Origin of the sequence: Leifsonia sp. AG29, assembly GCF_009765225.1 — a bacterium.
In the GTDB taxonomy this organism is placed as follows: Bacteria; Actinomycetota; Actinomycetes; order Actinomycetales; family Microbacteriaceae; genus Leifsonia.
Map to the genome: position 1 here is coordinate 2,614,634 of NZ_VMSF01000001.1, position 25,244 is coordinate 2,639,877.

Consider the following 25,244-nt stretch of genomic DNA (forward strand, 5'->3'; position numbering starts at 1 on the left):
CGTAGAAGTCGGCACGCTTGCTCTCTCGTCGTGTCCGTGTTACCGTCGACCGACCTACCACAACTGAACACATGCCCCGGCCAGCGCCGGGGCGGTTGCTTGAGACTCAGAGAACAGCGACTCCTCCCTTTGGGGGATCGCTGTTTTTTTGTGCCCGAAAACAAGACGCAAGGAGAAAGAGACCGTGCTGGAGACGCAGGAACTGGAAATCGACGACAAGAGCGCGCTCGCCGGCAAGCGCCTGACCCGCGAGGAGATCGTCGACGCTTACATCGAGATGCTCGGGAGCGAGCGGGTCATCACCGACGAGCAGACGCTGAAGGACAACAGCGCCGATCGCTACTACAAGGTCGAGAACATCTTCGGGATCTACTCGCTTCCCCTGCCGGCCGCCGTTCTCAAGCCGGCCTCTCCGCAGGACGTGGCTCGAATCCTCAGCTTCGCGAACGACCACGGGATCAACGTCGTTCCCAAGACCGGCGGCTCCGCGACAGAGGGAGGCCTCGAGACCGTCGTCGAGAACTCCATCGTCCTCGACGGTTCCGGCATGAACCGCATCCTCGACATCGACATCGAGAACATGCAGGCGACGGTCCAGTGCGGCGTCCGCCTGGAGGATCTGGAGAACGCGGTGCGGGAACTCGGGTACACCACGGGCCACTCCCCTCAGTCCAAGCCGCTCGCCCAGTACGGCGGACTGCTCGCGACCCGCTCCATCGGCCAGTTCTCGACGCTCTACGGCGGCATCGAGGACATGGTTGTCGGCGTCGAGACGGTCTTCCCGAACGGCGAGATCTGCCGGATCAAGAACGTGCCGCGCCGCGCCGCAGGCCCGGACATCCGGCACCTCGTCATCGGCAACGAGGGAGCGCTCAACTTCATCACCGAGGTGACGGTGAAGATCTTCCGCTACTACCCCGAGAACCACCGGTTCTACGGTTACCTGCTCGATGACATGAAGACCGGATTCGAGATCCTTCGTGAGGTCGTGGCCCAGGGCTACCGGCCATCGGTTGCGCGTCTCTATGACGGCGAGGACGGCCTCTACCACTTCAAGCACTTCTCCGAGGGCCGGTGCGTGCTGATCTTCGTTGCCGAGGGACCCAAGGCGATCGCTGATGCGACCGGCGCGGCCATCGAGGAGATCGTCGCGTCGTACGACTCGGCCGATCGGGTCGATGCTCAATTGATCGAGGACTGGTTCAACCACCTCAATTGGGATGTCTCCAAGATCGAAGAGGAACGGATCGAGATCCGCGAGACGCTCGTCAACGGCTTCACCACCGAAGTGTCCGCCAACTGGAGCGCCATCCACGACATCTACCAGAACGCGCTGGCGCGGATCCGCAAGGAGATCCCCGCAGAGTTCACCCTCCTCGGAGGCCACTCCAGCCACAGCTATCTCAACGGCACGAACATGTACTTCGTCTACTACTACAAGGTCGATGTCGAACCCCAGCTCGAGCGCACGGTGTATCACGACCCGATTCAGAACATCATCGTCGAGGAGACCCTCAAGCTCGGTGGTTCCATGTGCCACCACCACGGGGTCGGGAAGCACCGCACCCACTTCCTTGCCGACGAGTACGGCTCCTCCCTGTCGATGCTCGAGGCGCTCAAGACCGCGTTCGATCCCAACGGCATCATGAACCGCGGGACGATCTTCCCGCTCGCCAAGTAGCCCGAACACTTCCGCGAAGACGAGGAAACATCCATGACTCTCGATATCTCCGACTTCCAGATGGACTTCTTCTCCCTGAAAGGCAAGAACGCCATCGTCACCGGAGGCAACACCGGATTGGGCCGAGCCTTCTCCGTGGCTCTCGCCAAGGCCGGTGCCAACGTCCTGGCGGCGAGCATCATGCCGGACGACGACACAACTCGCGACCTCGTCGAAGCCGCGGGCAGCCGATACGTGTACACGCGATCCGACATCACGGCTCCAGGCGCACCCGCAGACGTCGTCCGGACGTGCGTCGCCGAGTTCGGCTCCGTGGACATCCTGGTGAACTGCGCGGGCCGCAGCATCAACGAACCCGATGTGACGAAATACACGCGCGAGCAGTGGGACCCGATGGTGGCACTCAACCTGACCGCCGCGTTCGAGATGTCGCACGAGTGCGCCAAGCACATGATCCAGCAGCGCAGCGGCAAGATCATCAACATCTGTTCGGTGTTCACGTTCCTGGGCGGCCAGTGGTCGCCCGCGTACGCAGCCACCAAGCACGGCATCGCTGGATTCACGAAGGCGTACTGCGACGAGCTCGCCCAGTTCGGAATCCAGGTCAACGGCATCGCGCCGGGCTACTACGCCACCGAGCTGACGGCGGCGACCCGAGCCAACTCCGAGACAAATCAGCGGGTGCTCGACCACATCCCGGCCGGTCGCTGGGGCGAAGTGCAGGATCTGATGGGCGCCACGGTGTTCCTCGCCAGCCGCGCATCGGACTACGTCAACGGTCACATCCTGACCGTCGACGGCGGGTATCTGGTCCGCTGACTCGCGACCTCGACCGGGACACACCATGACAACGAAGTACATCCTCGGAATCGACGGCGGCTCGCAGAGCTCGAAGGTCGTCATCTTCGACACCGACGGCCGGGTCGTCTGCCAGGCTGTGGAGGACCTACAGCCGATGTACACGCCCGCGCCGGGCGTGGCCGAACACCCCGGCGACGACCTGTACGACTCCATCGTCGCGGCGGCCTCGCGCGCCATGGCGGCCTTCCCCGGTGATCCCGGGGATATCGTCGGGGTCGGATTGTGCACGATCCGCTGCTGCCGGGCGCTGACCCGCGCCGACGGGACCCTGGCCGAACCGGTCCAGAGCTGGATGGATCGGCGTCTTTCGGTCAACTACGTGCACAACAATCCCGAGGTCGCGCACGTGACCACCGCCTCCGGTTACCTCATGGGGCGTCTCACCGGGCAGCTCGTCGACACGGTCGCCAACTACATCGGGCCGTGGCCGGTCGACGTGCGAACGTGGGACTGGTTCAGCGATCCGAGCGTGTTCGACTCCTTCGACATCGACCGGTCGATGCTCTATCGCCTCCAGCTCCCCGGGGAGGTGGGGGGCGTGGTGAGCGAAGCGTTCGCCGCGAGCACCGGCATTCCGGCGGGCATCCCCGTCGTGCACACCGCGAACGACAAGGCCGCGGAGGCGCTCGGTGCGGGATTGCGCGACGAGACCACGGGACTCGTGTCCCTCGGCACCTATATCGCCGGCATGGTCGTCGGGCGCGATTACGTCGAGTCGCCCCGGAGCTTCTTCACGAACTTCGCCTCGGAGCCCTACCGGTACATCTACGAATCCGGTGGCATTCGTCGCGGCATGTGGACCGTGTCGTGGCTGCGAGATCTCCTCGGCTCCGAGGTCTCGGACGGTGCGCGATCGTCAGGAATCAGCGCCGAGGAGCACCTCAATCGACTGGCCGCCAGCGTCCCCCCGGGGAGCGATGGCCTGATGTGCCTCCTCGACTGGCTGGCGCCTCCCGACAAACCGCACCGGAAGGGCGCTTTCATCGGCTTCGACGAACGTCACGGAGTCGCACACATGTACCGGTCCATCCTGGAAGGCATCGCCTACAGCATGAAACGGGCGATGACGGCCATGGAGGACGAGCTCGGGATCCGGGTCGAGCGGCTCGTCCTCTCGGGCGGAGGCTCCGCCAGCGACCTCTGCATGCAGATCTTCGCCGACGTCTTCGCCATCCCGGTGCTGCGCAACGAGGTCCGCGACGCTGCCGGCCTCGGTGCCGCTATCTGCGTCGCCGTCGCTTGCGGGATCGATGCGACGTTCGACGAGGCCGCTCAACGGATGGTCCGGAGAGCGGACACCTTCTATCCCGATCCCAGCACGGCCCGGCTCTACGAGGAGTTGGGCAGCGTCTACGCCGATATCCGCGACCACACCGATCCCCTGCTCGAACGCACTCACCGCATCCTGTCCAACCAAAGGGAGAAATAAGAACATGTCCGCAGCCGTGAAATCAAGGAAGATTTTTCAGCTCGCCCTGCTGATCCTGTCAGCCGGATCGATCTACCCACTCGTCTACCTCCGAGAGAATTTCCAGTCGTCGATCCTGTCGGTCTTCGGGATGAGCAACGCCGAGCTCGCGAACCTGTATTCACTTCTCGGGATCATGTTCGTGGTCGGCTATTTTCCCAGCGGATGGCTGGCCGACAAGTTCCCGACGAAGTGGCTGCTCATCTTCTCGCTCACCCTCACCGCGGCCACGGGCATCTTCTACGCCCAGATTCCCGACAAGTCCCTCCTGGTCTACGTGTTCCTGGTGTGGGGCTTCTCCACGGTCTTCACGTTTTGGAGCGCACTGCTCAAGGCCGTGAACCTTCTCGCCGACAAGAGCGAGGAAGGCCGATTCTTCGGCGCCCTCGACGGCGGACGCGGGGTCGTCGAGGCCACGCTCGGCAGCATCGCGGTCGCGATCTTCGCTGCAATCGTCGGCCACAGCACGAATCTCGCGCAGACCAAGGCCGGACTTCAAGCCGTCGTCTACATGTACAGTGGCGTGCTCATCATCATCGCCATCCTGCTGTTCTTCGTCTTCTCCGGCAATGAGGAGCGATCCGTGCGGCGGACGGACGGCGGCCGCCCGGAGTCGACGTTCCGGGCGCTCCGCGAGATCGTGAAGGTGCGCGAGGTGTGGGTGATGTGCGTCGTGCTGTTCTGCGGGTACTCCCTCTTCTGGAGCTACTACTACTTCAACGGCTTCCTCACCACCAATCACGCGGTGTCCCCGGTCTCCGCCGGCGTGGTCACGGTCATCGTGCTCTGGATGCGGCCCGTCGGGGGCTTCGGAGGCGGCTTCATCGCCGACAAGCTGGGTCAGGGCCGAGTCCTGGCGGTGGCCATGGTCATCGCATCGCTGGGGCTGGTGGCGCTGGCCATGATCCCGAGCAGCGCTGCCGTCTTCTTCGTGTGCGCGCTGGTCGTCTTCGTCGGCCTGTTCCTCTACGTCATCCGCGGCGTGTACTGGTCACTTCTCGCTTACTGCCGGGTCCCTCTCGCCGCGACGGGTATCGCCATCGGACTGATCTCGCTGATCGGCTACCTGCCGGACGTCATCCTGCCGATGATCAGCAGCGCCATCTACACGGCGTATGGCAAGGATGTCGCCGGCGCGAACAGCCTCTACTTCATCATCACAGCAGGGATCGGACTGGTCGGCGCAGTGGCGGCCGGCTACTTCGCCGTCCTGATGAAGCGGCGGAAGGCCGCCGAACCCCTACTGGACGCCGCCGCGGAGGATCGCGCGACCGTTCAGCAGTAGGTTGCGGTCCGACCGGGAACAGCGGGGCGGGTGCTAGCGGCGGATGCCGGCAGCACCCGCCCCCTCTCGGTTCAACGAGGTGCTCGCAGATGCTGCTGACACGCCGTGTCGCGGCGCAGGTGCGAGCACCTCGACCCGACTGAGCCGCCCGCCGGGCCCGCACCCGAGGAGGCGGTAGTCAGGTCTGTCCACTTCTTGGGTCCCCCTTCCCGGCGTACGGTGGGCGAACACTCGCCACCGGGGCGAGGAAGAACGGGCAACAGAACGTGCACACTGCAACCTCCCTGAGCGCCTCATGAGCGGCGGCACCGAGGCGAAGGCGAGCGTCTGGTCGACATGGCACCAGCGGTTCGTCGTGGAGGAGCGCTACCTCTCGGCTGACGCGCGCCGCCGGCTTTACATCACGTCCGCGGTGCTGGCCGCCGTGGGACTCGTCTCCTTCCTCGTCCTGCTGGTCGGCGTGATGACGCACACGGGCTACGAGCGCCTCGATCTGCCGGTCGAGCGGTGGTTCGACGCCCAGCGCTCGGCCCCGGCGACCGGGTTCATGATCGCGCTGGCGATCGTCTTCGGCCCCGTGGCGATGCCGTTCGTCGTGCTCGCCGTCGTGGTGATCTGGACCCTGACCGCGAAGCATTTCTGGAGGCCCCTGCTGCTCGCCGGCGGCATGCTGACGGGAGTGGTGCTCGCGCAGATCCTCGCGCCGATCGTCCGGCACCCGCGGCCGCCGATCGCGGAGATGCTGTTCGGCCCGGACCACACTTTCTCGTTCCCGTCGGGTCACGTCCTCGGGACCTCGGACTTCTTCCTCATCCTCGCGTTCCTCCTCGCGAGCCGCATCCAGAGGCGTTGGTTCACGGTCGTGGTCTTCGTGCTCGCCGCCGCCGGAATCGTCTTGCAGGTGGTGAGCCGCCTGTACCTCGGCTACCACTGGATCAGCGACACCACCGCCTCCGTCGCCCTGTCGCTCGTCGTCCTCGGCGGCGTCATAGCGCTCGACACGCGCCGGACGGTCAGGGTCGAGGGGGAGCCGGTCAAGGGCGAGCTCTCGCAGAAGCAGGTGCACGGGACATGAGCGTCGACGCCGGCGACGTCAAGCGGGAGGCGAAACGCGCCGCCCGGACGGCCGCGGACAGCAAGGTCCTCGAGATCCTGGCACGGGTCGGTTTCGGCGCGAGCGCGCTCCTCCAGGTGCTGCTCGGTGCGCTCGCCATCCAGCTGGGCGTCAACCACTTCGCGGAGGCGGACCAGACGGGCGCGCTCGAGGCCGTGTCGAAGGTGCCGGGCGGCGTGTTCGTGCTCTGGATCAGCGTGGTCGGGCTGTTCGCGCTCGCCCTCTGGCTGATCATCGAGGGCGCCCTCGTCTTCCGGGGATCCAAGGGCAAGAAGTGGGCCGTGCGGCTGAGCTATTTCGCGAAGGCCGGCGTCTACATCGCCATCGGGCTCACGGCGCTGGCCTTCGCCGACGGCCACCCGACGAACGGCCGCACCACCGCCACGTCGATGAGCGCCGGGATCATGGCCCTTCCCGGGGGTCCCCTTCTGCTCGGCCTCGCCGGGCTCCTGACTGTCGCCGTCGGCGGCTACCTGATGGCGAAGGGCGTGCGGCAGACCTTCACCGATGACATCGTCATGCCGACCGGACCCGCGCGGATCGGCATGCTCGTGCTCGGAACGGTCGGCTACCTGGCCAAGGGCGTGGTGGTCGCCATCGCGGGTGTCCTGTTCATCGTCGCCGCGATCAAGGCCCGGCCCGACGAGGCGACGGGCCTCGCCGGGGCGATGGAGTCGATCGGGCAGTTCCCCGTCGGCGCGCCCCTCCTGTTCGTCCTCGGCGCCGGTCTCATCGCGTCGGGCATCTACAACGCGGTGCGGGCCTGGCTCGCCCGGTTCTGAGCGGAGCGCCCGCACAGACTTCGCGACAAGCCACACGGGAACCGGAGCGCATGGAATCCATGCGTTATGGTCGGCCGCGTGAGGCGAAGCGCGGGGGAACCAGGATCGTCGAGGCGGAAGCCCGTGTGGACCGCCGTCGCCGCGTCGTCTCTGCTCCTGGCCGCGCTGACGGGCTGCGTTCCGTCCGCACCGGCTGACTCTCCGACCAGCGGTCGTCCGACCGGTAGCGCCGTGCCGACTGCTTCGTCGACGCCGACCGCCGCGCCCCCGTCATCAGCCTCGCCGACCACCGGCCCTGGCTCGACGTCCGGACCGTCGCCGTCCTCGACGAGCACTCCCCGGCCTCCGGTGGACGCCGCAGGAGCCAAAGCGCTCGCGGTGCAGGCGTGCCAGACGATCGCATCCGGCTTCGCAGCGAACAACGTCGCCGCCGCAGCGCCGCTCGCCGCACAGGCCGCTGCGAAGGACCCGCGCTGGGCGCCGCTCGCCGCCGATCTCGACTTCATCCAGCGGAACCCGATCGACCCGAATACCGGGGAGGGGCCGCAGAAGACCGCAGAGGACGCCGCCGCGGCGGCGCACGACTGCTTCACCCTCGCCGGCGTCCAGGTGAGTCAGGACTGATGGGCGCGATGTCCGGAGGCGATCGACCGCGCCGCGGCGAACGGAAGGCGACGATGAGACCGAAGCGCGCGTGGAGCCGGCTGACCGGGGCGCTCGTCGCCCTCGGACTCGCCGTCACCCTCCTGGTGGCACCGGCGGCTCAGACGGCACCCGCCGCTTCCGCGGCGCCGGCCGAGGTCACCTGCGCCACCAGCTGCACCAACGTGCCGGCGACCGCGCAAGCGGCCGCCGAGTCGCTCCTGAACTCCTGGAGCAGCGGCAGCCTCGTCGTCGAGTCGCCCGAGGCGGCGATCATCCCGAGCGAGCTCCAGCCCATCGCGAACGGCACCATCGGCGCGACCCCGCAGTGCAACGTCGATGCCCGCACGCTGCAGCTGCTGGTCGTCGTCATCCGCAACTACGGCTCGGTGCAGATCAGCGACCTCAACCGGCGCTGCGCCAACGACGGCGTCGCGACCTGCGCGAGCAATCCGACCTCGTACCACTGCCTCCCCTCGACGGGCACCGAGGCCGTCGACATCACCTACGTCGGCGGGCAGCGGACGCGCGGGAACGATGACGCATCCGCGATGCTGCTCCGGTTCCTCGACTCCTTCCTCCCCCAGGGGTCGCGAGCGGGCCAGGCCGCGAACAGCAACGGCTGCGGCAACTACAGCATGCCCGCCCTGCTCAACATCTCGCGGTTCGCCGACTACTGCACGCACCTCCACGTCGACCTCGGCCCGACCACCACGCCGCTCCGCCTGACACGGACCGACAGCCTGGTCCGCCTCAGCGGCACCACCACCGTCTACCTGGTGAGCGGGAACCAGCGGTTCCGATTCGCGTCGGCGGACCTGCTCGCCCAATACACGAACCTCGGGCCCGTCAAGGACGTCTCGGCGGCCACATTCAACTCGTATGTCGACGGGCCGACGGTGCAGCGGACCATCCGGACCTCGGACGGGTCGATCTACCTCATCGACGCCAACAAGCGGTACCGGTTCTCCGGGTGCGCCCAGGCGACCGACTTCGGCCAGCCGTGCGACGGCATCCCGACGATCTCCCTGGGTCAGCTGAGCCTCATCCCCGACGGCGGCTACCTCGCCAGCCTCGTCAAGCTGCCGGACGGCAGCATCTGGCTGATGCAGGGGGGACAGCGCCGGCAGACGCCGAACCCGGCGGTCCTCGCGCCCTACGGCATCCCGGCGACGACCACGAGCCTGTCGAACTTCTCGATCGGCTCGGTCCAGGTCGGTCTCCCCGTGGTGGGAGTGGGGGCCTACACGGACGGTCAAGGCAACGTGACCGCCGTGACCGCAGGAGGGACGTACTCGGTCACCGCTGCAGCAGCGGCCGGCACTCTGCCGTCGCGGTCCGTCCCCCTGCAGGTCGAGTCGTACCAGCGGCTCTACCCGAGCGGCAGCCTCCCCCTCCGCCTCGCCTCCAGCGGGCGCTTCTTCGTGGCGGTCGACGGCGGCTGGCTCGAGGTCGGGGCGACCAACTTCGGCGGCCTGGACTATTTCACAGCCGGGACCGACGGTTCCTGGACGGGCCTCCCCCTCGTCGCGACGACGGCCTCGCCGCTGTTCATCCGGGAGCGCTCGAGCAGCCAGGTGTACCTGATGAGCGGCGGGATCAGGCAGGCGGTGGCCGATCAGTCGGCGCTGAACTGGATCTCGGTGACCTTCGGCGTGCCCGCCACCGTCTGGGTCGCCGCCGACGGCGCACTCCGGGGTCTCGCGCCCGCCGAGGGTCCGATCGTGAACGAGACCGGCACGCAGAACAACTACCTGATCGACGCGGGCAAGAGGTACAAGATCCGGGACTGCGCGCAGCTCGCCGCCTGGGGGCGGACCTGCGGCCAGATCCCTTCGCTGCCCACCGCGACGATCACCCAGTACCCCCTTGTCGGCACCCTGACCGATCTGGTCAAGCAGCCGACCGGGACGATCTGGCTGGTCCAGGGCGGCCAGCGCCGCGAGACCCCGGACCCGTCCGTGCTCGCCATGTACTGGATCCCCGCGACGACGACGACGCTCTCCTCCGGCGTCATCGGCTCGCTCCCGGTTGGTGCGCCCGTCCTGCGCGCCGGGATCTACAGCGACGGCGGGGCCAACGTCGCGAACGTGACCTACGGCGGCACCTTCTCCATGGCGGGCCTGACCGGGCCGCTCGTGACCGCGGCCACCAAGCTCCAGCCTGCGTCGTACCAGCAACTCGGCGCGACGGCAGCGCTTCCGCCCGCCATGGTCAGCGACGGCCGCTACTTCGTGGCGGTCGACAGTGGATGGCTGGAGGTGTCCGCCGCGACGCTCGGGGGACCAGCGGCCTTCACCGCAGCACCGTCGAACGCCTGGACCGGGATGCCCTTCTCTGCCAAGGTGACGGCGCCGTTCTTCCTGCGGGCTCCGGGCTCGAGCAGCATCTTCCTCATCTCCGGGGGCTACAAGCAGCCCGTCGCCGATCAGGGCGCCGCCAACTGGCTGGCCGCCTACTACGGTCTCAGCAACAAGGTGTGGGTCGCGGCCGGGGATGTGCTGAGCCGGTTGAAGTGACCGCGAGGCTCACCCTCCGTACGTCGTGACCGTCTCCGGGCCCTGATGGGTCGGGGTGACCGCACCGCCCGTCTCGTTGACGACGTGGTCGATCGTGCCTGCCCCGTTGAGGGACACCGTGCTGAGATCGTGCAGCGTCACGCCCGGTGTCACCGGCACCTCGAACGCGTGGCTCGCGTGGAGGGTGGGGTCGACGTTGGTATAGATGTAGCTCCCCGCTCCCCACAATTCGTGCCGGAGCACGGTGTCGGCCACCTTGTAAGCCGGGTACCCCAGCACGCCGTCGTGCTGCCACGCCGCCTGGTCCGGGGCGTCGTAGGGCAGCTCGTTCTGGAAGAAGACGGTCCGTCCGTCCTCGCCGTTCCAGATCACATTGTCCTTCTGGAAGTGCTCGACGAAGAGGCCGGTCGCGGTGACGTCGTCGCCGTTCACGATGAGCCCCGTGTCGGAGGTGTTCCGCGTCCACCCGACGCCGGTGCCGTGGTCGGCCCTCCAGAGCCACAGGTCGTCGAGCAGCACGTGGTCGCTGTCGACCTGCACACCCACGGTCGCCTTGCCCTCGTGCGGGCCGCCGATGCGGAGGAAGACGTCCTGGAGCGAGATCGGATCGGCGGCGCTCGAGCCTCCGCGGCCGCGCTGGTGCTCAGTACCGACCTGGACGAGCACCGGCGAGTTCACTGCCCCCGCGTCGACCGTGATGCCGGCGACGTCGACACCGGGAACGTCGTCGATGGCGAGCGGCGTCGAGCCCGTGTCCGCGGTCAGCGTCGCCAGGCCGAGACCGAGGACGACGGTTCCCGCGCGCTTGACACGGATCGACTGGTCGATCGAGTAGACGCCCGGGGTCAGGAGGAGGTTCTTCCCTCCGGCGAGCGCCGCATTGATGCGGCTGACGGAGTCACCCGGCTTCGCCACGAAGAAGGTCGACAGGGGGAGCACGCGGCCCGCAGACCCGCCTGCGGCCCAGGTCGTCCCCGACGAGTTGGTCTTCGCGGGAGGCACGACGACGGACAATCCGTCGCCCCCCTGCACGAGGTACGGCTTCTCCCGCGACGCCGGGGTCGCCATCAGCGTCGTGTAAGGCGGGTTCGGGAAGCTCTGAGCGGGCGCGCCCTGCACTCCGGAGAAGACCTGGTTCCACACGGCGTTCGACCACCCGCCGATCGTGCTGTCACGGGTGTAGAACTGCTGCTGGCTGCCGTTGACCGCGGTCGCGGAGACCTTCGAGTCGGCGACGAAGCCGCCGCTCGCGTACTGCGGCCCGGCGGTGCAGTAATCCATGAAGGAGAGACCGCCACCCGTGACATCGACCCGGCGCATGGGAGCAGCCTGGGACACCGCCCAGAACTCCGTGTTCGTCTGGCAGCCGGAGCCCCCCGCGACGGCGATGTGCAGGTTGGAGACCGACCGCCAGAAGTTGTCGAGGGCGATGCACCCGCTACCGTCGGTGAAGCAGCGGTTGTAGACATCGACCGACCCGTTGATCGTGACATCGTCCGGGGAGGCACCGAGCCCGGCGACCTCCGTGTCGTAGCCGACCTGGAAGCGCAGAGGGTTCGCGGGGGTGCCGTATGTGCCCGGAGCGAAGAGAAGCGCGTAGCGACCGGTGCCCATCTCGCTGTCGACCTGCTGGGCTGCGATGGCGTCGACCTTCGCCTGGATCTGCGCCTGCGGCATGTCCGGGGTGAACACGATCACGTTCGGTCCCAGGTCGCCGCCGAGCGGTGGCGGCGCCGCAGCAGCGGACTGCGCGGAGATCGCGCCGGTGAGCGCGATCGCGAGAACGGCCACGGCCGCCGCGGAGCGACGCGTTCGGGACCCCGATGATGTAAGGCGACTGCGCACGGATGGACCTACTTCCTCGTAGACGAACGCGACGGCCCCCGCACGAGGGACCTGCTGAACTCTAGAACGAGTGGACCGAGTTGTCCACCGGCCGGACGAGGCGCAGTCCCCGCCGCCCGGGTGACGCAGTAGGCTGACCGCGACCGGCACCCGAAGCCGGTTCAGGGGGTCGCCATGATCGCACCCGGAGGACCGGCGCAGCCGCGCGTGCCCTTGTGGGCGCCGCTCTACGGCGCTTCGTTCGGCGAGGCCTTCGTGCGCTACTGGAGGAAGTATGCGCGCTTCGACGGTCGAGCCAGCCGGAGCGAGTACTGGTTGTGGGCGCTCGCCGATGCGCTGATCTTCCTGGCCCTATGGCTGCTCGTGGTGCTCGGCGCGCTGGCCGGGTCGTCCGTCGACGCCGAGGGCAGCTTCACGCCCGGCCCGGGGATCGCCGTCGGCATCATCCTGCTCGTCGCCTGGTGGCTCGCGACGGTCATCCCGGGACTCGCGCTCGGTGCGCGGCGTCTGCACGACGCCGACCTGAGCGGACTGCTTCTGCTCCTCCTGCTCATCCCCAGCCTGGGCGGCTTCGCGATCTTCGTGCTGACGCTCCTGCCGCCCAACCCACGGGGAGCCCGGTTCGACCGCCCTGACACCGGGGTGCCCGGCTAGGCCGGCCCCCGACCGGCGTCAGGCCGACCGCACCAACCGGTAGCCCGCGGCGCGAAGCGTGTCGGCCATGTGCTGCGCGTACCACTCCGGCCATTGCTCGTCGAAGACGCCGCCCAGGTCCTCCTTCTCGTGAACGCCGTGCGCCTCGGCGGCCTGACGGAGGTGGTCCAGGATCACCCCGACCGTGTCGTCCGGCTCGGCGCCGCCTGCTGCCCCGCTCATCGGCCCGGCAGCCGCTTCTTGATCTCCTGGATGATCCACCCGTTGCCGTCCGGGTCCTCGAAGGAGGCGAAGGACGAGTAGTCGGCGCGCTCCGGGTGCGGACCCGGCAGACGGCCCTTCGTGCCGGCCTGGTGGAAGATGCCGGTCTCGTCGTGGAAGAGCTCGGACACGGCGACCCCGGCGGCGACGAGCGCGTCGCGCGCCTCCTCGATGTCGTACACGGTGAGCTGGAGGCCCTGGATGGAACCCGGCGCGGCGGTCGTCACCCCCTCGCCGAAGATGATCGACGCCTCCGACTCCGGCGGGGTGAACTGCACGACGCGGTACCCCTCGTGGATCGTGAAGTCGGCGTCCTGCCGCCAGCCCAGTGACTGGTAGAAGGCCTTAGCCCGGTCCACGTCGGTGACCGGGAGAACCACCACTTCGAGTTTCATGTACATTCTCATTCCGCCTTTCGTCGGGATGCTGCGCGTTGTTCGAGCCGGTAGGTCTCGAGGAGCCGGAGCCAGATCTCGCTCACGGTCGGATAGGAGGGAACGGCATGCCAGAGCCGGTCGATGGGGACCTGACCCACGATCGCCGTCGTCGCCGCGTGGAGCAGGTCGCCCACGTCCGGTCCGACGAGGGTCACGCCGAGGATGACCCGGCGGTCGTCGTCCACGACCATCCGCGCCCTCCCGGCGTAGTCGTCGGCCCGCACCACGGCGCCGGCGACCCACCCGATGTCGTAGGCGGCCACGCTCACGCGATAGCCGGCCCGCCGGGCGGCTGCCTCCGTCAGTCCGACGGAGGCGACCTCAGGCTCGGTGAAGGTCACCTGCGGCACCGCCTCGTGGTCCGCCGTGGCGACGTGGCCGCCCCACGGCTCGTCGAGGACGGTGTCGCCCGCGGCCCTCGCGGCGATGACGTCGCCGGCGATCCGGGCCTGGTACTTGCCCTGGTGCGTCAGGAGCGCCCGGTGGGTGACGTCGCCGACGGCGTAGAGCCAGTCGTGCCCGGGCAGCCGCATCGTGTCGTCGGTCGGCAGCCAGTCCCCCGGGGTCAGCCCGACGGTCTCCAACCCGATCGCCTCGGTGCGCGGACGGCGGCCGGTCGCGACGAGGATCTCCTCGGCGACCACGGGCTCGCCGTCGTCCGTCTCGACCCGGACTCCGTCGTCGCTCCGCGATACCCGCGCGAAGCCCGTCTCGAGCCGCAGGGTCACGCCCATCCTCTGAAGGGAGTCGGCGACCACTTCGCCCGCGAACGGCTCCATCGACGTCAGCAGACCGCCCCGCGAGATCACGGTCACGGCGCAGCCGAATCCCGCGTACGCGGTGGCCATCTCGCACCCGACGACGCCGCCCCCGAGGATGACGAGGCTCTTCGGCACCGTCTTGACGCTCGTGGCATCGCGGCTCGTCCATGGTTCGCTCTCGACGAGGCCCGGAACGTCCGGGACGACCGGGTCCGAGCCCGTCGAGACGACGACCGCCGCGCGGGCGGTGACCTCCGTCTCGGTTCCATCGGATGCGGTGACGATCACCACCCTCTCGCCGGCGATGCGCCCGTGTCCGCGCATCAGCGAGATCCCCGTCGAGTCCACCCAGTCCACCTGGCTCTGATCGGACCAGTCGTGAACGAGACGATCCCGGCGGCGCAGGATCGCCTCCACGTCGAGCTCACCGCTGACCGCCTCGGCGGCACCCTCGACGGCGCGCGCTTCTCGGACGCTCTGCGCGGGACGCAGCAGCGCCTTCGACGGGATGCACGCCCAGAAGGAGCACTCCCCGCCGACCAGCTCGTGCTCGATGAGCACCGCGGTCAGGCCGCCCTGCACCGCCCGTTCGGCGACGTTCTCCGCGACCGCGCCGCCGCCGATGACGACGACATCGAATTCGCTCTTCTCCATGCTGGCCCCCAGGCTGTCCGTGGATGCGGCCCTCGCATCACCGGGGCCGGCGGATTCATGAGCGAGGCTCAGCATAAAACCACCCCACTTACCGGTCAATCGATCGGGCCCGCCGCGCTCGCGGTCGCATCGCGCACGACGTCGAGCACCATGCGGAAGCGCGCCTCGCCGGACATCATCCGTGCGAAGGCAGCGCCCGCGTCGGCCAGCGGCCTGCGCTCGACGATCGGCGCGATCCCGTGCGCGAGCGCGAAAGCGAGGTTGTCCGCGTTGTCGCCGGGCGTCCCGGTGAGGCTGCCCACGACCGAGCGCCCTCCGAAGATGAGCGACGTCGTCGACACCTGGATCGGGTCGGCCGCGACGCCGACGACGACGAGCCGGCCGCGGACGGCCAGCCCGTCGACGAGCCCGGACATGGACGCGCCGTTCGCCGCGGTGGCGATGATCGCGTGCGCTCCACCGAGCTCCTGCAGCGCGGCGGCCGGATCGGCCACGGAGGAGTCGATGTAGTGTTCGGCACCGAGCTGCACCGCGAGTCCGCGTTTGCCCTCGCCCCGCGCGATCGCCGCGACCCGGAAGCCCATCGCCGCGGCGTACTGGAGCGCCAGGTGGCCGAGACCGCCGATCCCTTGGACGGCCACGAGCTGGCCCGGGCGCGCACCCGAGTCGCGCAGCGCGGTGAACACGGTCAGCCCGGCGCACATCAGCGGCGCGAGGACGGCCGCGTCGACACCCTCCGGGACAGCGACGATGCCGGTCGCCCGGACGATGACCGACTCGGCGTAGCCGCCGTCCCAGGTGTCCCCGAGCACGGGCTGGTCGAGGCAGAACGTGAACTCGCCCCGGCGGCAGTTGGCGCACCTCATGCAGGGGCCGCCCAGATAGCCGACGCCGACGCGGTCGCCGATCGCCCAGCCGGTCACCCCCTCCCCGATCGCCTCGATGCGGCCGATCACCTCATGGCCGGGCACGATCGGGAGGCCCCGGTCTCGGTGGCCGATGAGGTTGAGGATGCCCGCGACATCGCTGTGGCACACGCCGCAGGCCTCGACCGCGACGCGCACGGTCCCGGGGCCGGGATCTCTCCGATGAAGGGTGACCGGCTCGAAACCGGACAGGTCTGTCGCCCGGACGGCGGAGTAGTCGGAACTCATGATTCTCCTTGGAGTGCGGTAGGGACAGTGTGCTGCGCCGAGTGGTCGTGCGGGAAGCGGATCCGCAGCAGAGCCGCGCCGACGCAGGCCAGGAGGACGACGGCGGCGCCGACCAGCAGGGCCGGCCGGTAGCCGTCGGTGAGCAGGGGCGTCACGAGCAGCGGGCCCGCCACCTGCCCGGCGCTGTAACCGGCGGTCAGCACCGCCACAGCGCTCATCACGCCGAGGTGGCGCCCGGTGGCCAACGAGAGCGTCGTCACTCCGACGAAGGTCGCGCCGAAGAGGACCGCCCCCGTCACCGCGGCGACCGAGGAGGCGGACAGCGCCGGGAGCGCGATACCCACGGCCTGGATCAGGAGTGCGCCCGTGAGCAGCGTCGGCCGCGACACCCGGAGGCTCAGCCAGGTCCACACCGCGCACGACGGCACCGCCGCAAGCCCCACGATGATCCAGACGCTGTCGGAGAGCGGGCCGGGAGAGCCGGCATGCACCGACGCGACCAGGAAAGTGCCCGCGATGATGTACCCGGCCCCCTCCAGGACATAGGACGCGGCCAGCAGGGAGAACCAGCGGTGGCCGGGGCGCGCGCCGGGGCGGGGCGTTCCGACCCGCGAACCCGGTCCTCGTTCGCCGACGAACCAGCCGCACGCCAGCAGTGCGGCCGCCAGGGCCGCGGAAGCGAACCAGGCCGTGCTCCAGTCGCCGAGGGCGGCGACCACGGCGACGAGGAGACCGGAGACGGCGATGCCCGCGCCGATCCCACCGTAAGCCCAGCCGACGAGGTGCTGGTCGCTGCTCGTGAGCTCGGCGAGGATCGCATTGCCGGCGACCATGAAGACGATCGCGCTGGCGACGCCCGCGACCGTGCGGATCGCCGCCCAGGTGACGAGGTCGTGCGCGAGCGGCATCGCCAGCAGGGACAGCACGAGGACGACGCCACCGATCCGGAGGGCGGACCGTCGGCGGCTCACGACGGGCACCGCGATCCCCAGCAGGGCGCCGATCAGGTAGCCGAGGTAGTTGCCGGTGGCCAGGAGGCCTGCACCTTGCGGCGTGAGACCGGCCCCGGCCTCCATGAGCGGGAGCACCGGGGTGAAGACGAACCTCCCCACTCCCATGGCGGCGGCCAGCACCGCCCCGGTGCTGGCGACGGTGAGCCAGCCGGACCGGCGGCGGGCGCCTTGCTGCGCTGACATGCAGCCTCCTATCGTGGATGCGTGACATCTACGATAACATGGATGCGTGGCGTCTATAATCGGCAGCATGGAATTGCCCCAGAGCACTGAATGGGCCCTGCACTGCTGCTGGCTCCTCGCCCAGACCGACGAGGGCGTCGTCCTCTCGCGTCGTCGCCTCGCCGAGTTCTTCGAACTGCCCGAGCCGTACCTGGCGAAGGTGCTCAAGCAGCTCGTCGACGGCGGCATCCTCACCTCGGTGCCCGGCGCCGGCGGCGGGTACCGACTCGGGCGACCGGCGTCGCAGCTCACGGCCCTCCAGGTCGTCACGGCGATCGACGGAGGCGGCTCGCTGTTCCACTGCACCGAGATCCGCCAGCGCGGACCGGTCGGCCTCACGGCCGAGCAGTGCACGCAGCCCTGCGGCATCGCCCGCGTGATGCACGAGGCGGAACTCGCGTGGCGGCGACAGCTCGCGGCCACGACCGTCGCCGATCTGATCGAGAACGCGGCTTCGGCCTCCCAGGCCAGAGCGGCCCGCTGGCTCGGGCCGCTGGCTCGGCCGGAGATCGCCGGTCGCGCCCACCAGCAACCATCCGGCAACGAACGAAAGAAGGAAAGCCGATGAACGACAGGATGCGGACCACCACCCTCGGGGCGGACGGACCGGAGGTCGGGGTGATCGGGCTCGGCGCGATGGGCATGAGCTTCGCCTACGACATGGCCTCGGAACGGGACGAGGCCACCTCCATCGCCGTCATCCACGAAGCCCTCGATCTCGGGATGACGCTCATCGACACGGCGGACGTCTACGGGCCGTTCACCAACGAGGAGCTCGTCGGCCGGGCGCTGGCCGATCGCCGCGACCGTGCCGTGCTCGCGACGAAGGTGGGCCTGGAGGCGGTGGACCCCACCGGGGGCCCGGGAGGATCACCCGTCACGCGGAAGAACGGACGGCCGGAGCACGTGCGGGCGGCGATCGACGAGAGCCTCCGCCGCCTGCGGACCGACCGTCTCGACCTGTGGCAGCTGCATCGCGTCGACCCGGACGTCCCGATCGAGGAGACCTGGGGCGCCATGGCGGAGGCGGTTCGAGCGGGCAAGGTGCGCCACCTGGGGCTGTCGGAGATCGATCTCACGGTCGAGCTGATCCGCCGCGCTCAGGCCGTGCACCCCGTCGCGGCGGTGCAGGGGGAGTTCTCGCTCTGGACGCGCGACCTCCAGGCCGACGTGCTGCCCTACCTGCAGTCGGAGGGGATCGCCCTCATCCCGTTCTCCCCGCTCGGCCGCGGATTCCTCACCGGGCGGTTCTCCTCATTCGACGAGCTGCCCCGCAACGACCAGCGCCGTCGGCTCCCGCGTTTCCAGGAGGAGAATCTGGCCGTCAACCTGCGGATCGCCCAGACCGTCCGCGAGCTGGCGGATCGGATCGGCGTCACTCCGGCCCAGCTGGCCCTCGCCTGGATTCTCGCCCAGGGCGAGCACATCGTCCCGATTCCGGGAACCAAGACGCCTAAATACCTGCGCGACAACGCCGGTGCCGCTGGCGTTCGGCTCGACGCGGCGGACCTCGGCGTGCTCAACGACCTCCCCGCACCGGTAGGCGCTCGCTACTGAGGCCTCGGCGTCAGGCGTGCGCCTCCTCGGCGAGCCCGAGGAGGCGCATGCTGTTGCGCCACAGACTGTCGAGCTGCCCCGGGTCGTTGTAGAGCTTCGCCAGGAGCACGAGCCCTTCGATCTGGGCGACGATCGCCTTCGCCGCCTCGCGGAGATCGGCGACCTGGAGCTGGCCGGCCGCCTGCGCCTCCCGGAGCGCCGCCTCGACGATGTCGATCTGCTCCTCGAAGATCTGCTGGAGCCGGTCACGGACGGGGTCGTCCTCCGAGCTCAGTTCGAGCGCGAGGTTTCCGAACAGGCAGCCGACCACCGCACCGGTGCCCGCCAGGGCCTCGCTCTGCATCTCGGCGGTCGCCACGAACAGGCCGCGGAGCCGCTCGACGATGGGTTCGGGGGCGGTCAGGATGCTCCTCCACACGCCTCGCTGCCACTCCCAGTGCTCATTCACCACCTCGAGGGCGAGCGCCTGCTTCGACGGGAAGAAGTAGTAGAAGCTCCCCTTCGGCACCCCCGCGGCGGCGCAGATCTCGGCCACGCCGATGCTCGAGTACGACCGGCGGCCGAACAGATCGGCCCCCGCGGCCAGAATGCGCTCCCGCGCGTCCGATTTGCGTCCCATGCTTGCAATTATACGACCAGTCGTCTATAACTGTTCTCGGTCAATAGTTGACCGACCATCTAGTAAGGAACGACACAACATGCACGCACGCAAGGTCGCCGTCATCACCGGCGCATCGCAGGGCATCGGCGCCGGACTCGTCGAGGGCTACCTCGGTCTCGGGTACGCCGTCGTGGCCAACTCCCGATCGATCGCCCCGCGCGACGAGGAGAACCTCGTCACGGTCGCCGGCGACATCTCCGACCCGGAGGTCGCCGAGCGCATCGCCTCCACCGCTGTCTCCCGGTTCGGCCGGATCGACACCCTCGTGAACAACGCCGGCATCTTCATCGCGAAGCCTTTCACCGAGTACACGCAGGAGGACTTCGCCACCGCGCTGGGGATCAACCTGGGCGGCTTCTTCCACATCACGCAGAAGGCCATCGCCGACATGCTCGACCGCGGCTTCGGCCACGTCGTGAACGTCACCACCACCCTGCAGGAGAGCGCGAACTCCAACGTCCCGTCGGGCCTCGCTTCGCTGACCAAGGGAGGCCTCGCCTCCGTGGTGAAGTCGCTCGCCGTCGAGTACGCGGCCCGCGGCATCCGGGTCAACGCGGTCTCCCCCGGCATCATCAAGACGCCGATGCACGCCGAGGAGACGCACGGGTTCTTCGCCGGGCTGCACCCGATGCAGCAGATGGGCACCATCGACGACGTCGTTCGCGGCGTCCTCTACCTCGAGCAGGCGCCGTTCGTGACGGGCGAGTTCCTGCACGTCGACGGTGGACAGAGCGCAGGGAACTGACCATGAGCGAGCAGAGCAGCATCCTCGAGGGCGTGCTCGAGGTGTGGGCGCGGGACGTCCGCGAGCACAACCCCGAGCGGGTGGCCTCGTACTTCACGGAGGACGCCGTCTTCCAGGGCTTCGACCCCCGTCACACGGTCGGGCGACCGGGAATCACGGCCTACTACGACAAGCAGCCGGTCGGCCTGGACCCGGACTACCGGGTGCAGGAGGTGCGCCCTCTCGGCGACGACGCGTTCCTCGCGTTCGTCGACATCGACTTCGCCCGCCCCTCGGGGGAGGTCATCCCGACGCACCTCACGCTCGCTCTCGTCCGAGACGGCGCCGAGTGGCTCATCGAGCAGTACCACGTGTCGAAGATCGGCGCGTAGGCTGCCACCGATCCGGAGGGAGAAGGCGATGGAGTTCTTCGTCGACATGGTGACGACCGTCCCGGACGGCACCACACCGGAGGAGGTCGCCGCGATGCGCGAGCGCGAAGCGGCGCGGGCCGCCGAGCTCGCGCACGAGGGCAGCCTCCGCCGGCTGTGGTGGCCGCCTCTGGCCGAGGGCGAATGGCGCAGCTGGGGCATCTTCTCCGCGTCCGACGCCTCCGCCCTCGAGGAGGCGCTCGCCTCGATGCCGCTGCGGGCGTGGCGACGGGACACGGTCACCCCGCTCACCCCGCACCCCAACGACCCGGGGCTCGGGCGGCCGTAGTACCGCGGGTGGGCCGGCCGCCGACGGCGACCGGCCCACCGCTGCGGCGGCGCGCCTACTCGGTGTCCGGGCGCTGCCCCAGCGGTCTCCGGCCGCGCAGTGCGTAGACCGGAAGCCACACGGCGAGCGCCAGAAGGGCCATCGCGAGGGGGATGTGCACCGCCGTCATCGCATCGTTGCCGTCGTCCGTGATCATGCCGCCGAGGTGCGCCTCGCCCGCGACCAGCGCGACGAGCAGGATGCTCCCGACGACGAGGAGCAGCTGGCGGCGGAGGAACACAAGCGCCCAGACCGCGGTCAGAGCAGCCAGGATCAGCGTCGCCCAAGCGCCGATGTCGTGGATGTGCACCCACGCATCGGGCCGCTTGTCCGACGAGAGGAAGATCCCCGCCCACACGCCCTGCAGCACCACCCCGAGGGCTGTCAGGGCGGCCAGGACGGCGAGGATTCGACGTGCGGTCTTCGAGGTCGTCTGGGTGGTCATCGATCGGTCTCCTTGTTCAGGGGGTCGGTCATCGGTGATCGTTGTGCTGCGCGACGGCGCCGCCTCGCCCACCGTAGGCACGGTTCCTCCGAACGCCCCTCATCCGGGGGTGGACGAACACCTCCGGGCGACCGTCATCACCTCCCGGCGGGGCTTCCCGTTCCCCCGCAGACCGCGCATCACCGGGCCAGCGGCCGTCCGCTTCACCACCCGGAATGCTGAGTGAAGTCTCATCGCCCTCTCAGGTCGGGTCAGAACCTTTCGCCGTCTTCGTCGTTCGCGACCGCTTCGACCCAGTCGATCGCGTGATCCGAGAGGTACAGCCCGTCCGGCCCCCGACCACCGACCCACCACTCCTTCGAGTCGACGACACCGCCCGCGGATTCGATATCGGCCACGACGCCGGCCGGGATCGCCTCACCGTTGTGGTCGATGAGCCACCGCCGCGCGGATTCCGGGAGGCGCGGCCACCACTCCGAGATGTCCATGCCGCCAGTGTGGGCGCCGGTCGGCGACCGCGGCAACGGATCACTTGCGCCGCTGGACCCCCTCCGGAGCGCGGGGGCCTCCGCACCCGACCGCGAGGAAGGCCGTCCCGAAGCAGAGCTCGGTCCAGGAGACGGCGTCGAGCTCCTCATCCAGCGCACGCCGGATCGCCTCCCACGGCCGCCGTGCGACCCATTCGTCGAGGGAGGCGGAGGTCGGCACGACCGCGGAGCCGAGTCTCGACAGCCAACGGGGCATGCCGTCGGGCAGCTTGAGATCGAGCACGGCCCAGCGTCTTCCGGTGTTCAGCGCGGCGGCGCCGTGCGCGATGACAGCAGCACTCCCGGGCACCTGCGTGAGGGCGTAGGTCGAGAGGATCCCGCCGACTCCGCCCGGGAATGCGAACTCGGCGGCGTCCGACTGCACCAGGGTCACGTTGCTCCACCCGTTCGCGTGCACCCGGGCCGCGGCCCGCGCGAGCATCGCGTCGGTCAGGTCGACGCCGATGAGGCGGCCGGAGGACCCGATCGCGCCCTCGACGAGCCCGAAGTTGAGACCCGTCCCGCAGGCGACCTCCACCACCGTGTCTCCCTCTCGCAGCCCCAGCGCGGCGACCGCTCGGAGGCGCTGCGAGTGCTGCGGGTATCCGGGCACCGGGTAGAGCCGGGAGGTCGTGTCGTAATGCGCGGCTTTGCGGCGATAGGTCTCGATGAGGCGCTCTCTCGTGCGGTCCGGCGTGCTCATCGCGATCCCGCATCCTCGCGGGTTGCACCCTCCACCGCGGCCTTGACCCCCGCCATCTCGATCGCACCCACCCGCTCGATGCTGTGTCGCAGAGCACGACCGGGGAAGGCGCGCAGGATCCGTGGCACGTCCACCTCCACCCACATCAGGGCGACGGTGTGCCGGTCGCCCACGGCCGCCAAGCGCATGCCCCATCGGGAAGGCATCGTCCACATCGTGCCCGCGAAGGTCAGGGAGGTCGGAGGCACGATCCCGGTCACGCGCTCGACGCGCCGGTGCCCCAGCCCGGCGTCCTTCGCCCGCTGCTCGATCCAGCCGCCCGGCCGCAGCGCGCCTCCCCCGCGTACCCGGCAGTCGACCACGGTGGGCGCCCACTCCGGCCACCGCCCCACATCGCACAGGTAGTCCCAGACGTCGCCGATGCTCCCGGCGACGATGACGCGGCTCTCGGTTCGGATCATCAGGCGGCCCTCGTAGCGTTACACGAGGTGGAAGTGCGCAGGGTTCACCCGGGGCACGACAGCACTGCTGGGTGCGTCCCCGCTCAGGGCTGCACGATGGGGAACCACAGAGGGAACTCGTCGAACATCGCGAAGAGTCGCGACACGGCGTCGCTGTCGCCGGACACCGCCGCGTCTCCCGATGCGACGGCGTCATCGAACGGGGCTCCACCGAAGAGCAGGGAGGCGAGCCCGCTCTTCGTCGAGCTCACGGATGCCTGCACCGGGCCGGCGGAAGCACCGGCTGTGTAGACGAGCACGCCGTTGCGCAGCTCGAGCAGGTAGGTCGTGGGGCCGCCCGGAGCGTCGGTCAGCGTCCAGGCGATGGCGACCGCGCTGTCGCCCGCCTTGCCGGCGTCGAGCTTGATGCCGGCGAAGTCGAGGATCATCTCGGGCGTCATCGCGGCGAACACGTCGGGCGTGGCCAATTGGATCTCTCCGAGGTCACGGACGCCGTGCCTCAGCTCGAAGGCGCCCATGAGGTACTCGTTGCGCCACGTCGGATTCTCGGACTGATAGCCGAGTTGTTCGAGCGCGTCGGCCTGCAACAGCGCGGCCTCCCGGTTGGCGGGGTCGGCGAAGACGACGTGGGTGAGCACCTCGGCGACCCAGCGGTAGTCGCCCGCGTCGAAGGAGGCGCGCGCCTTGTCGAGCACCGCCTCCGCTCCTCCCATGAACTCGACGTAGCGGGGACCGGCATCGGCGGGCGGCAGTTGATGGAGGTGCGCCGGGTGCGAGTCGTACCAGCCGAGATAGCGCTGGTAGACCCCTTTGGCGTTGTGGCTGAGCGATCCGTAGTAGCCGTGGCTGTACCACTCCCGGTCGAGACCGCCCGGGAGCCGGAGCTCCTCCGCGATCTCGGTCATGGTGAGCCCGCGATTGGCGAGACGGAGGGTCTCGTCGTGGATGAACTTGTAGAGGTCGCGCTGATCCGCGAGGTATGCGCGGATGTCGGCCCCACCCCAGCGCGGCCAGCCGTGCTGGCCCACGACGACATCGGTGGCGTCGCCGAAGAGGCGGATCGACTCGTTGAGGACCTTCCACCACGCTGCCGCGTCGCGCACCTGCGCGCCGCGCAGCGTGTACAGGTTGTGCATGAGGTGGTTGAGGTCCTCGGCCGCGCAGAGGAGGCGCAGCTCCGGGAAATGGATGAGGAACTCCGCCGGGGCTTCGGTGCCGGGCGCCATCTGGAAGACCATCTCGACCCCGTCGACCGTCCGCGTCTCGCCGGTCTCGCGCACGAGGTCGGTGGGAGGCACGAGGGTGGCGCTGCCGAGGTTCGCGAGGGCGTTCGCGAGCCCCGCGTCGACCTGGCCTTGCGGTCCGGGCGGGAGCATCAGGCCGTACATGTAGATCGCCCGGCGCGTCATGGCGGTCCCGGCGAACACGTTCTCGGCGGCCGCCTCGTACAGGAAGCCGTGCGGCGCGATGACGGGGATGTCGGTCGCGTCGCCGACGATCGCGCGCGAGCCGGCGAAGTGGTCGGCATGGCTGTGCGTGTAGACGAGCGCAGTCACCGGCCGGTCGCCGCGGTGGCGCCGGTAGAGCGCCAGGGCCGCTGCCGCCGTCTCGCTGAAGCTCAGCGGGTCGATCACGATGACACCCGCATCGCCCTCCACCAAGGTCATGTTGGCGAGGTCGAGCCCGCGCACCTGGTAAACCCCCTCCATGACCTCGAAGAGGCCGGAGTGGTGGTTCACCTGCGCGTGCCGCCAGAGGCTCGGATGAACGGTGTCGGGTGCGTCGGCGGAGGCGTCGAGGAAGTCGTGAGCAGCGAGGTCGCGCACCGTGGCTCCCCCGGGCCCGATGATGCGCGCATCGTCGAGAGTGCCGATGAAGCCGCGGGCGGCGTCCTCGTAGTCGCGTCTGTCACCCAGCGGCAGACCGCGACGTGCGGCCTCGTTCCGCGCACGGGTGTGCTCCGTCGCCGGCTTCGGCGCCAGGTTCTCGTCGTCGTCCACCATCGCTCCCCTCGTCGGCGTGTGACATCGCGGCCAGGCTAGCGGCGCCGTCGG

26 protein-coding genes are annotated in these 25,244 nt (G+C 69.2%); 14 read left to right on the forward strand and 12 right to left on the reverse strand.

The features are described from left to right. Positions 1 to 184: 184 nt before the first annotated feature. The 8 genes from FPT20_RS12620 to FPT20_RS12655 all read left to right on the forward strand — a co-directional run bounded on the left by FPT20_RS12620 (position 185) and on the right by FPT20_RS12655 (position 10,352). Complete coding sequence (locus FPT20_RS12620) at positions 185 to 1,681, forward strand: FAD-binding oxidoreductase (protein WP_233265513.1); 1,497 nt, start codon at positions 185 to 187, stop codon at positions 1,679 to 1,681. A gap of 33 nt (positions 1,682 to 1,714) precedes the next feature. Beyond that, on the forward strand, positions 1,715 to 2,500 hold the full coding sequence (locus FPT20_RS12625) for an SDR family NAD(P)-dependent oxidoreductase (RefSeq protein ID WP_158865767.1): 786 nt from the start codon (positions 1,715 to 1,717) through the stop codon (positions 2,498 to 2,500). A 25-nt stretch (positions 2,501 to 2,525) separates the two neighbouring features. Beyond that, a complete protein-coding gene (locus tag FPT20_RS12630; RefSeq protein ID WP_158865769.1) occupies positions 2,526 to 3,971 on the forward strand; it encodes an FGGY-family carbohydrate kinase in 1,446 nt (481 codons plus the stop codon). A gap of 4 nt (positions 3,972 to 3,975) precedes the next feature. Beyond that, on the forward strand, positions 3,976 to 5,295 hold the full coding sequence (locus tag FPT20_RS12635; RefSeq protein WP_158865771.1) for an MFS transporter: 1,320 nt from the start codon (positions 3,976 to 3,978) through the stop codon (positions 5,293 to 5,295). Positions 5,296 to 5,590: 295 nt separating this feature from the next. Then, positions 5,591 to 6,370 carry a phosphatase PAP2 family protein gene (locus FPT20_RS12640; RefSeq protein WP_158865773.1) on the forward strand — a complete coding sequence of 260 codons (780 nt, stop codon included), beginning with the start codon at positions 5,591 to 5,593 and terminating at the stop codon, positions 6,368 to 6,370. Continuing rightward, the gene (locus FPT20_RS12645; RefSeq protein WP_158865775.1) at positions 6,367 to 7,191 is read left to right on the forward strand and encodes a DUF1206 domain-containing protein; all 825 of its coding nucleotides are present in this window, start codon (positions 6,367 to 6,369) and stop codon (positions 7,189 to 7,191) included. The genes FPT20_RS12640 and FPT20_RS12645 overlap by 4 nt, the downstream gene beginning before the upstream one ends. A 348-nt stretch (positions 7,192 to 7,539) precedes the next feature. Continuing rightward, a complete protein-coding gene (locus FPT20_RS18030; RefSeq protein WP_233265514.1) occupies positions 7,540 to 7,815 on the forward strand; it encodes a hypothetical protein in 276 nt (91 codons plus the stop codon). 53 nt (positions 7,816 to 7,868) lie between these two features. Further along, positions 7,869 to 10,352 (forward strand): hypothetical protein, encoded by a 2,484-nt coding sequence (locus FPT20_RS12655; protein WP_158865779.1) that lies wholly within the window; start codon positions 7,869 to 7,871, stop codon positions 10,350 to 10,352. Between the two features lie 9 nt (positions 10,353 to 10,361). Here the strand turns inward: FPT20_RS12655 and FPT20_RS12660 are convergent, their stop codons facing one another. After that, positions 10,362 to 12,143, reverse strand: a complete 1,782-nt coding sequence (locus FPT20_RS12660; RefSeq protein ID WP_325064792.1) for an adenylyl cyclase — start codon at positions 12,141 to 12,143, stop codon at positions 10,362 to 10,364. Between the two features lie 228 nt (positions 12,144 to 12,371). On the opposite strand from FPT20_RS12660, the gene FPT20_RS12665 reads away from it, so the two are divergent. Continuing rightward, a complete protein-coding gene (locus FPT20_RS12665; protein WP_158865781.1) occupies positions 12,372 to 12,851 on the forward strand; it encodes a DUF805 domain-containing protein in 480 nt (159 codons plus the stop codon). Between the two features lie 18 nt (positions 12,852 to 12,869). Here the strand turns inward: FPT20_RS12665 and FPT20_RS17830 are convergent, their stop codons facing one another. From FPT20_RS17830 to FPT20_RS12685, 5 genes are all read right to left on the reverse strand, one after another. Next, positions 12,870 to 13,073, reverse strand: a complete 204-nt coding sequence (locus FPT20_RS17830) for a hypothetical protein (RefSeq protein ID WP_199245762.1) — start codon at positions 13,071 to 13,073, stop codon at positions 12,870 to 12,872. Beyond that, positions 13,070 to 13,507 carry a VOC family protein gene (locus FPT20_RS12670; RefSeq protein WP_325064793.1) on the reverse strand — a complete coding sequence of 146 codons (438 nt, stop codon included), beginning with the start codon at positions 13,505 to 13,507 and terminating at the stop codon, positions 13,070 to 13,072. Before FPT20_RS12670 ends, FPT20_RS17830 begins: the two co-directional genes overlap by 4 nt. Before the next feature lie 8 nt (positions 13,508 to 13,515). Then, complete coding sequence (locus FPT20_RS12675; protein WP_158865783.1) at positions 13,516 to 14,964, reverse strand: dihydrolipoyl dehydrogenase family protein; 1,449 nt, start codon at positions 14,962 to 14,964, stop codon at positions 13,516 to 13,518. A gap of 95 nt (positions 14,965 to 15,059) precedes the next feature. Beyond that, positions 15,060 to 16,118: an alcohol dehydrogenase catalytic domain-containing protein gene (locus FPT20_RS12680; protein WP_158865785.1), complete on the reverse strand. Its 1,059-nt coding sequence runs from the start codon at positions 16,116 to 16,118 to the stop codon at positions 15,060 to 15,062. Continuing rightward, entirely contained in the window at positions 16,115 to 17,314 is a 1,200-nt protein-coding gene (locus FPT20_RS12685; protein WP_158865787.1) for a YbfB/YjiJ family MFS transporter, read from the reverse strand. Before FPT20_RS12685 ends, FPT20_RS12680 begins: the two co-directional genes overlap by 4 nt. Positions 17,315 to 17,381: 67 nt before the next feature. On the opposite strand from FPT20_RS12685, the gene FPT20_RS12690 reads away from it, so the two are divergent. Further along, complete coding sequence (locus FPT20_RS12690; protein WP_158865789.1) at positions 17,382 to 17,921, forward strand: RrF2 family transcriptional regulator; 540 nt, start codon at positions 17,382 to 17,384, stop codon at positions 17,919 to 17,921. Between the two features lie 8 nt (positions 17,922 to 17,929). Continuing rightward, the gene (locus tag FPT20_RS12695) at positions 17,930 to 18,910 is read left to right on the forward strand and encodes an aldo/keto reductase (RefSeq protein ID WP_158868148.1); all 981 of its coding nucleotides are present in this window, start codon (positions 17,930 to 17,932) and stop codon (positions 18,908 to 18,910) included. A gap of 10 nt (positions 18,911 to 18,920) precedes the next feature. Here the strand turns inward: FPT20_RS12695 and FPT20_RS12700 are convergent, their stop codons facing one another. Beyond that, positions 18,921 to 19,529 (reverse strand): TetR/AcrR family transcriptional regulator, encoded by a 609-nt coding sequence (locus tag FPT20_RS12700; RefSeq protein ID WP_158865791.1) that lies wholly within the window; start codon positions 19,527 to 19,529, stop codon positions 18,921 to 18,923. Between the two features lie 79 nt (positions 19,530 to 19,608). On the opposite strand from FPT20_RS12700, the gene FPT20_RS12705 reads away from it, so the two are divergent. The 3 genes from FPT20_RS12705 to FPT20_RS12715 are packed head-to-tail and all read left to right on the forward strand — an operon-like array spanning position 19,609 to position 21,015. Beyond that, positions 19,609 to 20,316: an SDR family NAD(P)-dependent oxidoreductase gene (locus tag FPT20_RS12705; protein ID WP_158865793.1), complete on the forward strand. Its 708-nt coding sequence runs from the start codon at positions 19,609 to 19,611 to the stop codon at positions 20,314 to 20,316. A gap of 2 nt (positions 20,317 to 20,318) precedes the next feature. Further along, positions 20,319 to 20,687: an SgcJ/EcaC family oxidoreductase gene (locus FPT20_RS12710; protein WP_158865795.1), complete on the forward strand. Its 369-nt coding sequence runs from the start codon at positions 20,319 to 20,321 to the stop codon at positions 20,685 to 20,687. Positions 20,688 to 20,715: 28 nt separating this feature from the next. Beyond that, positions 20,716 to 21,015 (forward strand): muconolactone Delta-isomerase family protein, encoded by a 300-nt coding sequence (locus FPT20_RS12715; protein WP_158865797.1) that lies wholly within the window; start codon positions 20,716 to 20,718, stop codon positions 21,013 to 21,015. A gap of 55 nt (positions 21,016 to 21,070) precedes the next feature. Here FPT20_RS12715 and FPT20_RS12720 read toward each other — a convergent pair whose 3' ends face one another. The 5 genes from FPT20_RS12720 to FPT20_RS12740 form a co-directional block, all read right to left on the reverse strand. Next, positions 21,071 to 21,499 (reverse strand): hypothetical protein, encoded by a 429-nt coding sequence (locus FPT20_RS12720; protein WP_158865799.1) that lies wholly within the window; start codon positions 21,497 to 21,499, stop codon positions 21,071 to 21,073. A gap of 251 nt (positions 21,500 to 21,750) precedes the next feature. Continuing rightward, positions 21,751 to 21,987: a hypothetical protein gene (locus FPT20_RS12725; protein ID WP_158865801.1), complete on the reverse strand. Its 237-nt coding sequence runs from the start codon at positions 21,985 to 21,987 to the stop codon at positions 21,751 to 21,753. A gap of 40 nt (positions 21,988 to 22,027) precedes the next feature. Next, positions 22,028 to 22,729 (reverse strand): class I SAM-dependent methyltransferase, encoded by a 702-nt coding sequence (locus FPT20_RS12730; RefSeq protein ID WP_158865803.1) that lies wholly within the window; start codon positions 22,727 to 22,729, stop codon positions 22,028 to 22,030. After that, the gene (locus tag FPT20_RS12735; protein ID WP_158865805.1) at positions 22,726 to 23,190 is read right to left on the reverse strand and encodes an SRPBCC family protein; all 465 of its coding nucleotides are present in this window, start codon (positions 23,188 to 23,190) and stop codon (positions 22,726 to 22,728) included. Before FPT20_RS12735 ends, FPT20_RS12730 begins: the two co-directional genes overlap by 4 nt. A gap of 83 nt (positions 23,191 to 23,273) precedes the next feature. Then, positions 23,274 to 25,193, reverse strand: a complete 1,920-nt coding sequence (locus FPT20_RS12740) for an alkyl/aryl-sulfatase (protein WP_158865807.1) — start codon at positions 25,191 to 25,193, stop codon at positions 23,274 to 23,276. Positions 25,194 to 25,244 lie beyond the last annotated feature (51 nt).

Coding starts and splice junctions, on each gene's coding strand:
- FPT20_RS12725 (WP_158865801.1), bottom strand. CDS start 21,987: ATGGACATCTCGGAGTGGTGGCCGCGCCTCCCGGAATCCGCGCGGCGG.
- FPT20_RS12665 (WP_158865781.1), top strand. CDS start 12,372: ATGATCGCACCCGGAGGACCGGCGCAGCCGCGCGTGCCCTTGTGGGCG.
- FPT20_RS12720 (WP_158865799.1), bottom strand. CDS start 21,499: ATGACCACCCAGACGACCTCGAAGACCGCACGTCGAATCCTCGCCGTC.
- FPT20_RS12640 (WP_158865773.1), top strand. CDS start 5,591: ATGAGCGGCGGCACCGAGGCGAAGGCGAGCGTCTGGTCGACATGGCAC.
- FPT20_RS12735 (WP_158865805.1), bottom strand. CDS start 23,190: ATGATCCGAACCGAGAGCCGCGTCATCGTCGCCGGGAGCATCGGCGAC.
- FPT20_RS12690 (WP_158865789.1), top strand. CDS start 17,382: ATGGAATTGCCCCAGAGCACTGAATGGGCCCTGCACTGCTGCTGGCTC.
- FPT20_RS12680 (WP_158865785.1), bottom strand. CDS start 16,118: ATGAGTTCCGACTACTCCGCCGTCCGGGCGACAGACCTGTCCGGTTTC.
- FPT20_RS12705 (WP_158865793.1), top strand. CDS start 19,609: ATGCACGCACGCAAGGTCGCCGTCATCACCGGCGCATCGCAGGGCATC.
- FPT20_RS12740 (WP_158865807.1), bottom strand. CDS start 25,193: ATGGTGGACGACGACGAGAACCTGGCGCCGAAGCCGGCGACGGAGCAC.
- FPT20_RS12730 (WP_158865803.1), bottom strand. CDS start 22,729: ATGAGCACGCCGGACCGCACGAGAGAGCGCCTCATCGAGACCTATCGC.
- FPT20_RS12675 (WP_158865783.1), bottom strand. CDS start 14,964: ATGGAGAAGAGCGAATTCGATGTCGTCGTCATCGGCGGCGGCGCGGTC.
- FPT20_RS12695 (WP_158868148.1), top strand. CDS start 17,930: ATGCGGACCACCACCCTCGGGGCGGACGGACCGGAGGTCGGGGTGATC.
- FPT20_RS17830 (WP_199245762.1), bottom strand. CDS start 13,073: ATGAGCGGGGCAGCAGGCGGCGCCGAGCCGGACGACACGGTCGGGGTG.
- FPT20_RS12645 (WP_158865775.1), top strand. CDS start 6,367: ATGAGCGTCGACGCCGGCGACGTCAAGCGGGAGGCGAAACGCGCCGCC.
- FPT20_RS12635 (WP_158865771.1), top strand. CDS start 3,976: ATGTCCGCAGCCGTGAAATCAAGGAAGATTTTTCAGCTCGCCCTGCTG.
- FPT20_RS12625 (WP_158865767.1), top strand. CDS start 1,715: ATGACTCTCGATATCTCCGACTTCCAGATGGACTTCTTCTCCCTGAAA.
- FPT20_RS12710 (WP_158865795.1), top strand. CDS start 20,319: ATGAGCGAGCAGAGCAGCATCCTCGAGGGCGTGCTCGAGGTGTGGGCG.
- FPT20_RS12715 (WP_158865797.1), top strand. CDS start 20,716: ATGGAGTTCTTCGTCGACATGGTGACGACCGTCCCGGACGGCACCACA.
- FPT20_RS12700 (WP_158865791.1), bottom strand. CDS start 19,529: ATGGGACGCAAATCGGACGCGCGGGAGCGCATTCTGGCCGCGGGGGCC.
- FPT20_RS12655 (WP_158865779.1), top strand. CDS start 7,869: ATGAGACCGAAGCGCGCGTGGAGCCGGCTGACCGGGGCGCTCGTCGCC.
- FPT20_RS12685 (WP_158865787.1), bottom strand. CDS start 17,314: ATGTCAGCGCAGCAAGGCGCCCGCCGCCGGTCCGGCTGGCTCACCGTC.
- FPT20_RS12670 (WP_325064793.1), bottom strand. CDS start 13,507: ATGAAACTCGAAGTGGTGGTTCTCCCGGTCACCGACGTGGACCGGGCT.
- FPT20_RS12630 (WP_158865769.1), top strand. CDS start 2,526: ATGACAACGAAGTACATCCTCGGAATCGACGGCGGCTCGCAGAGCTCG.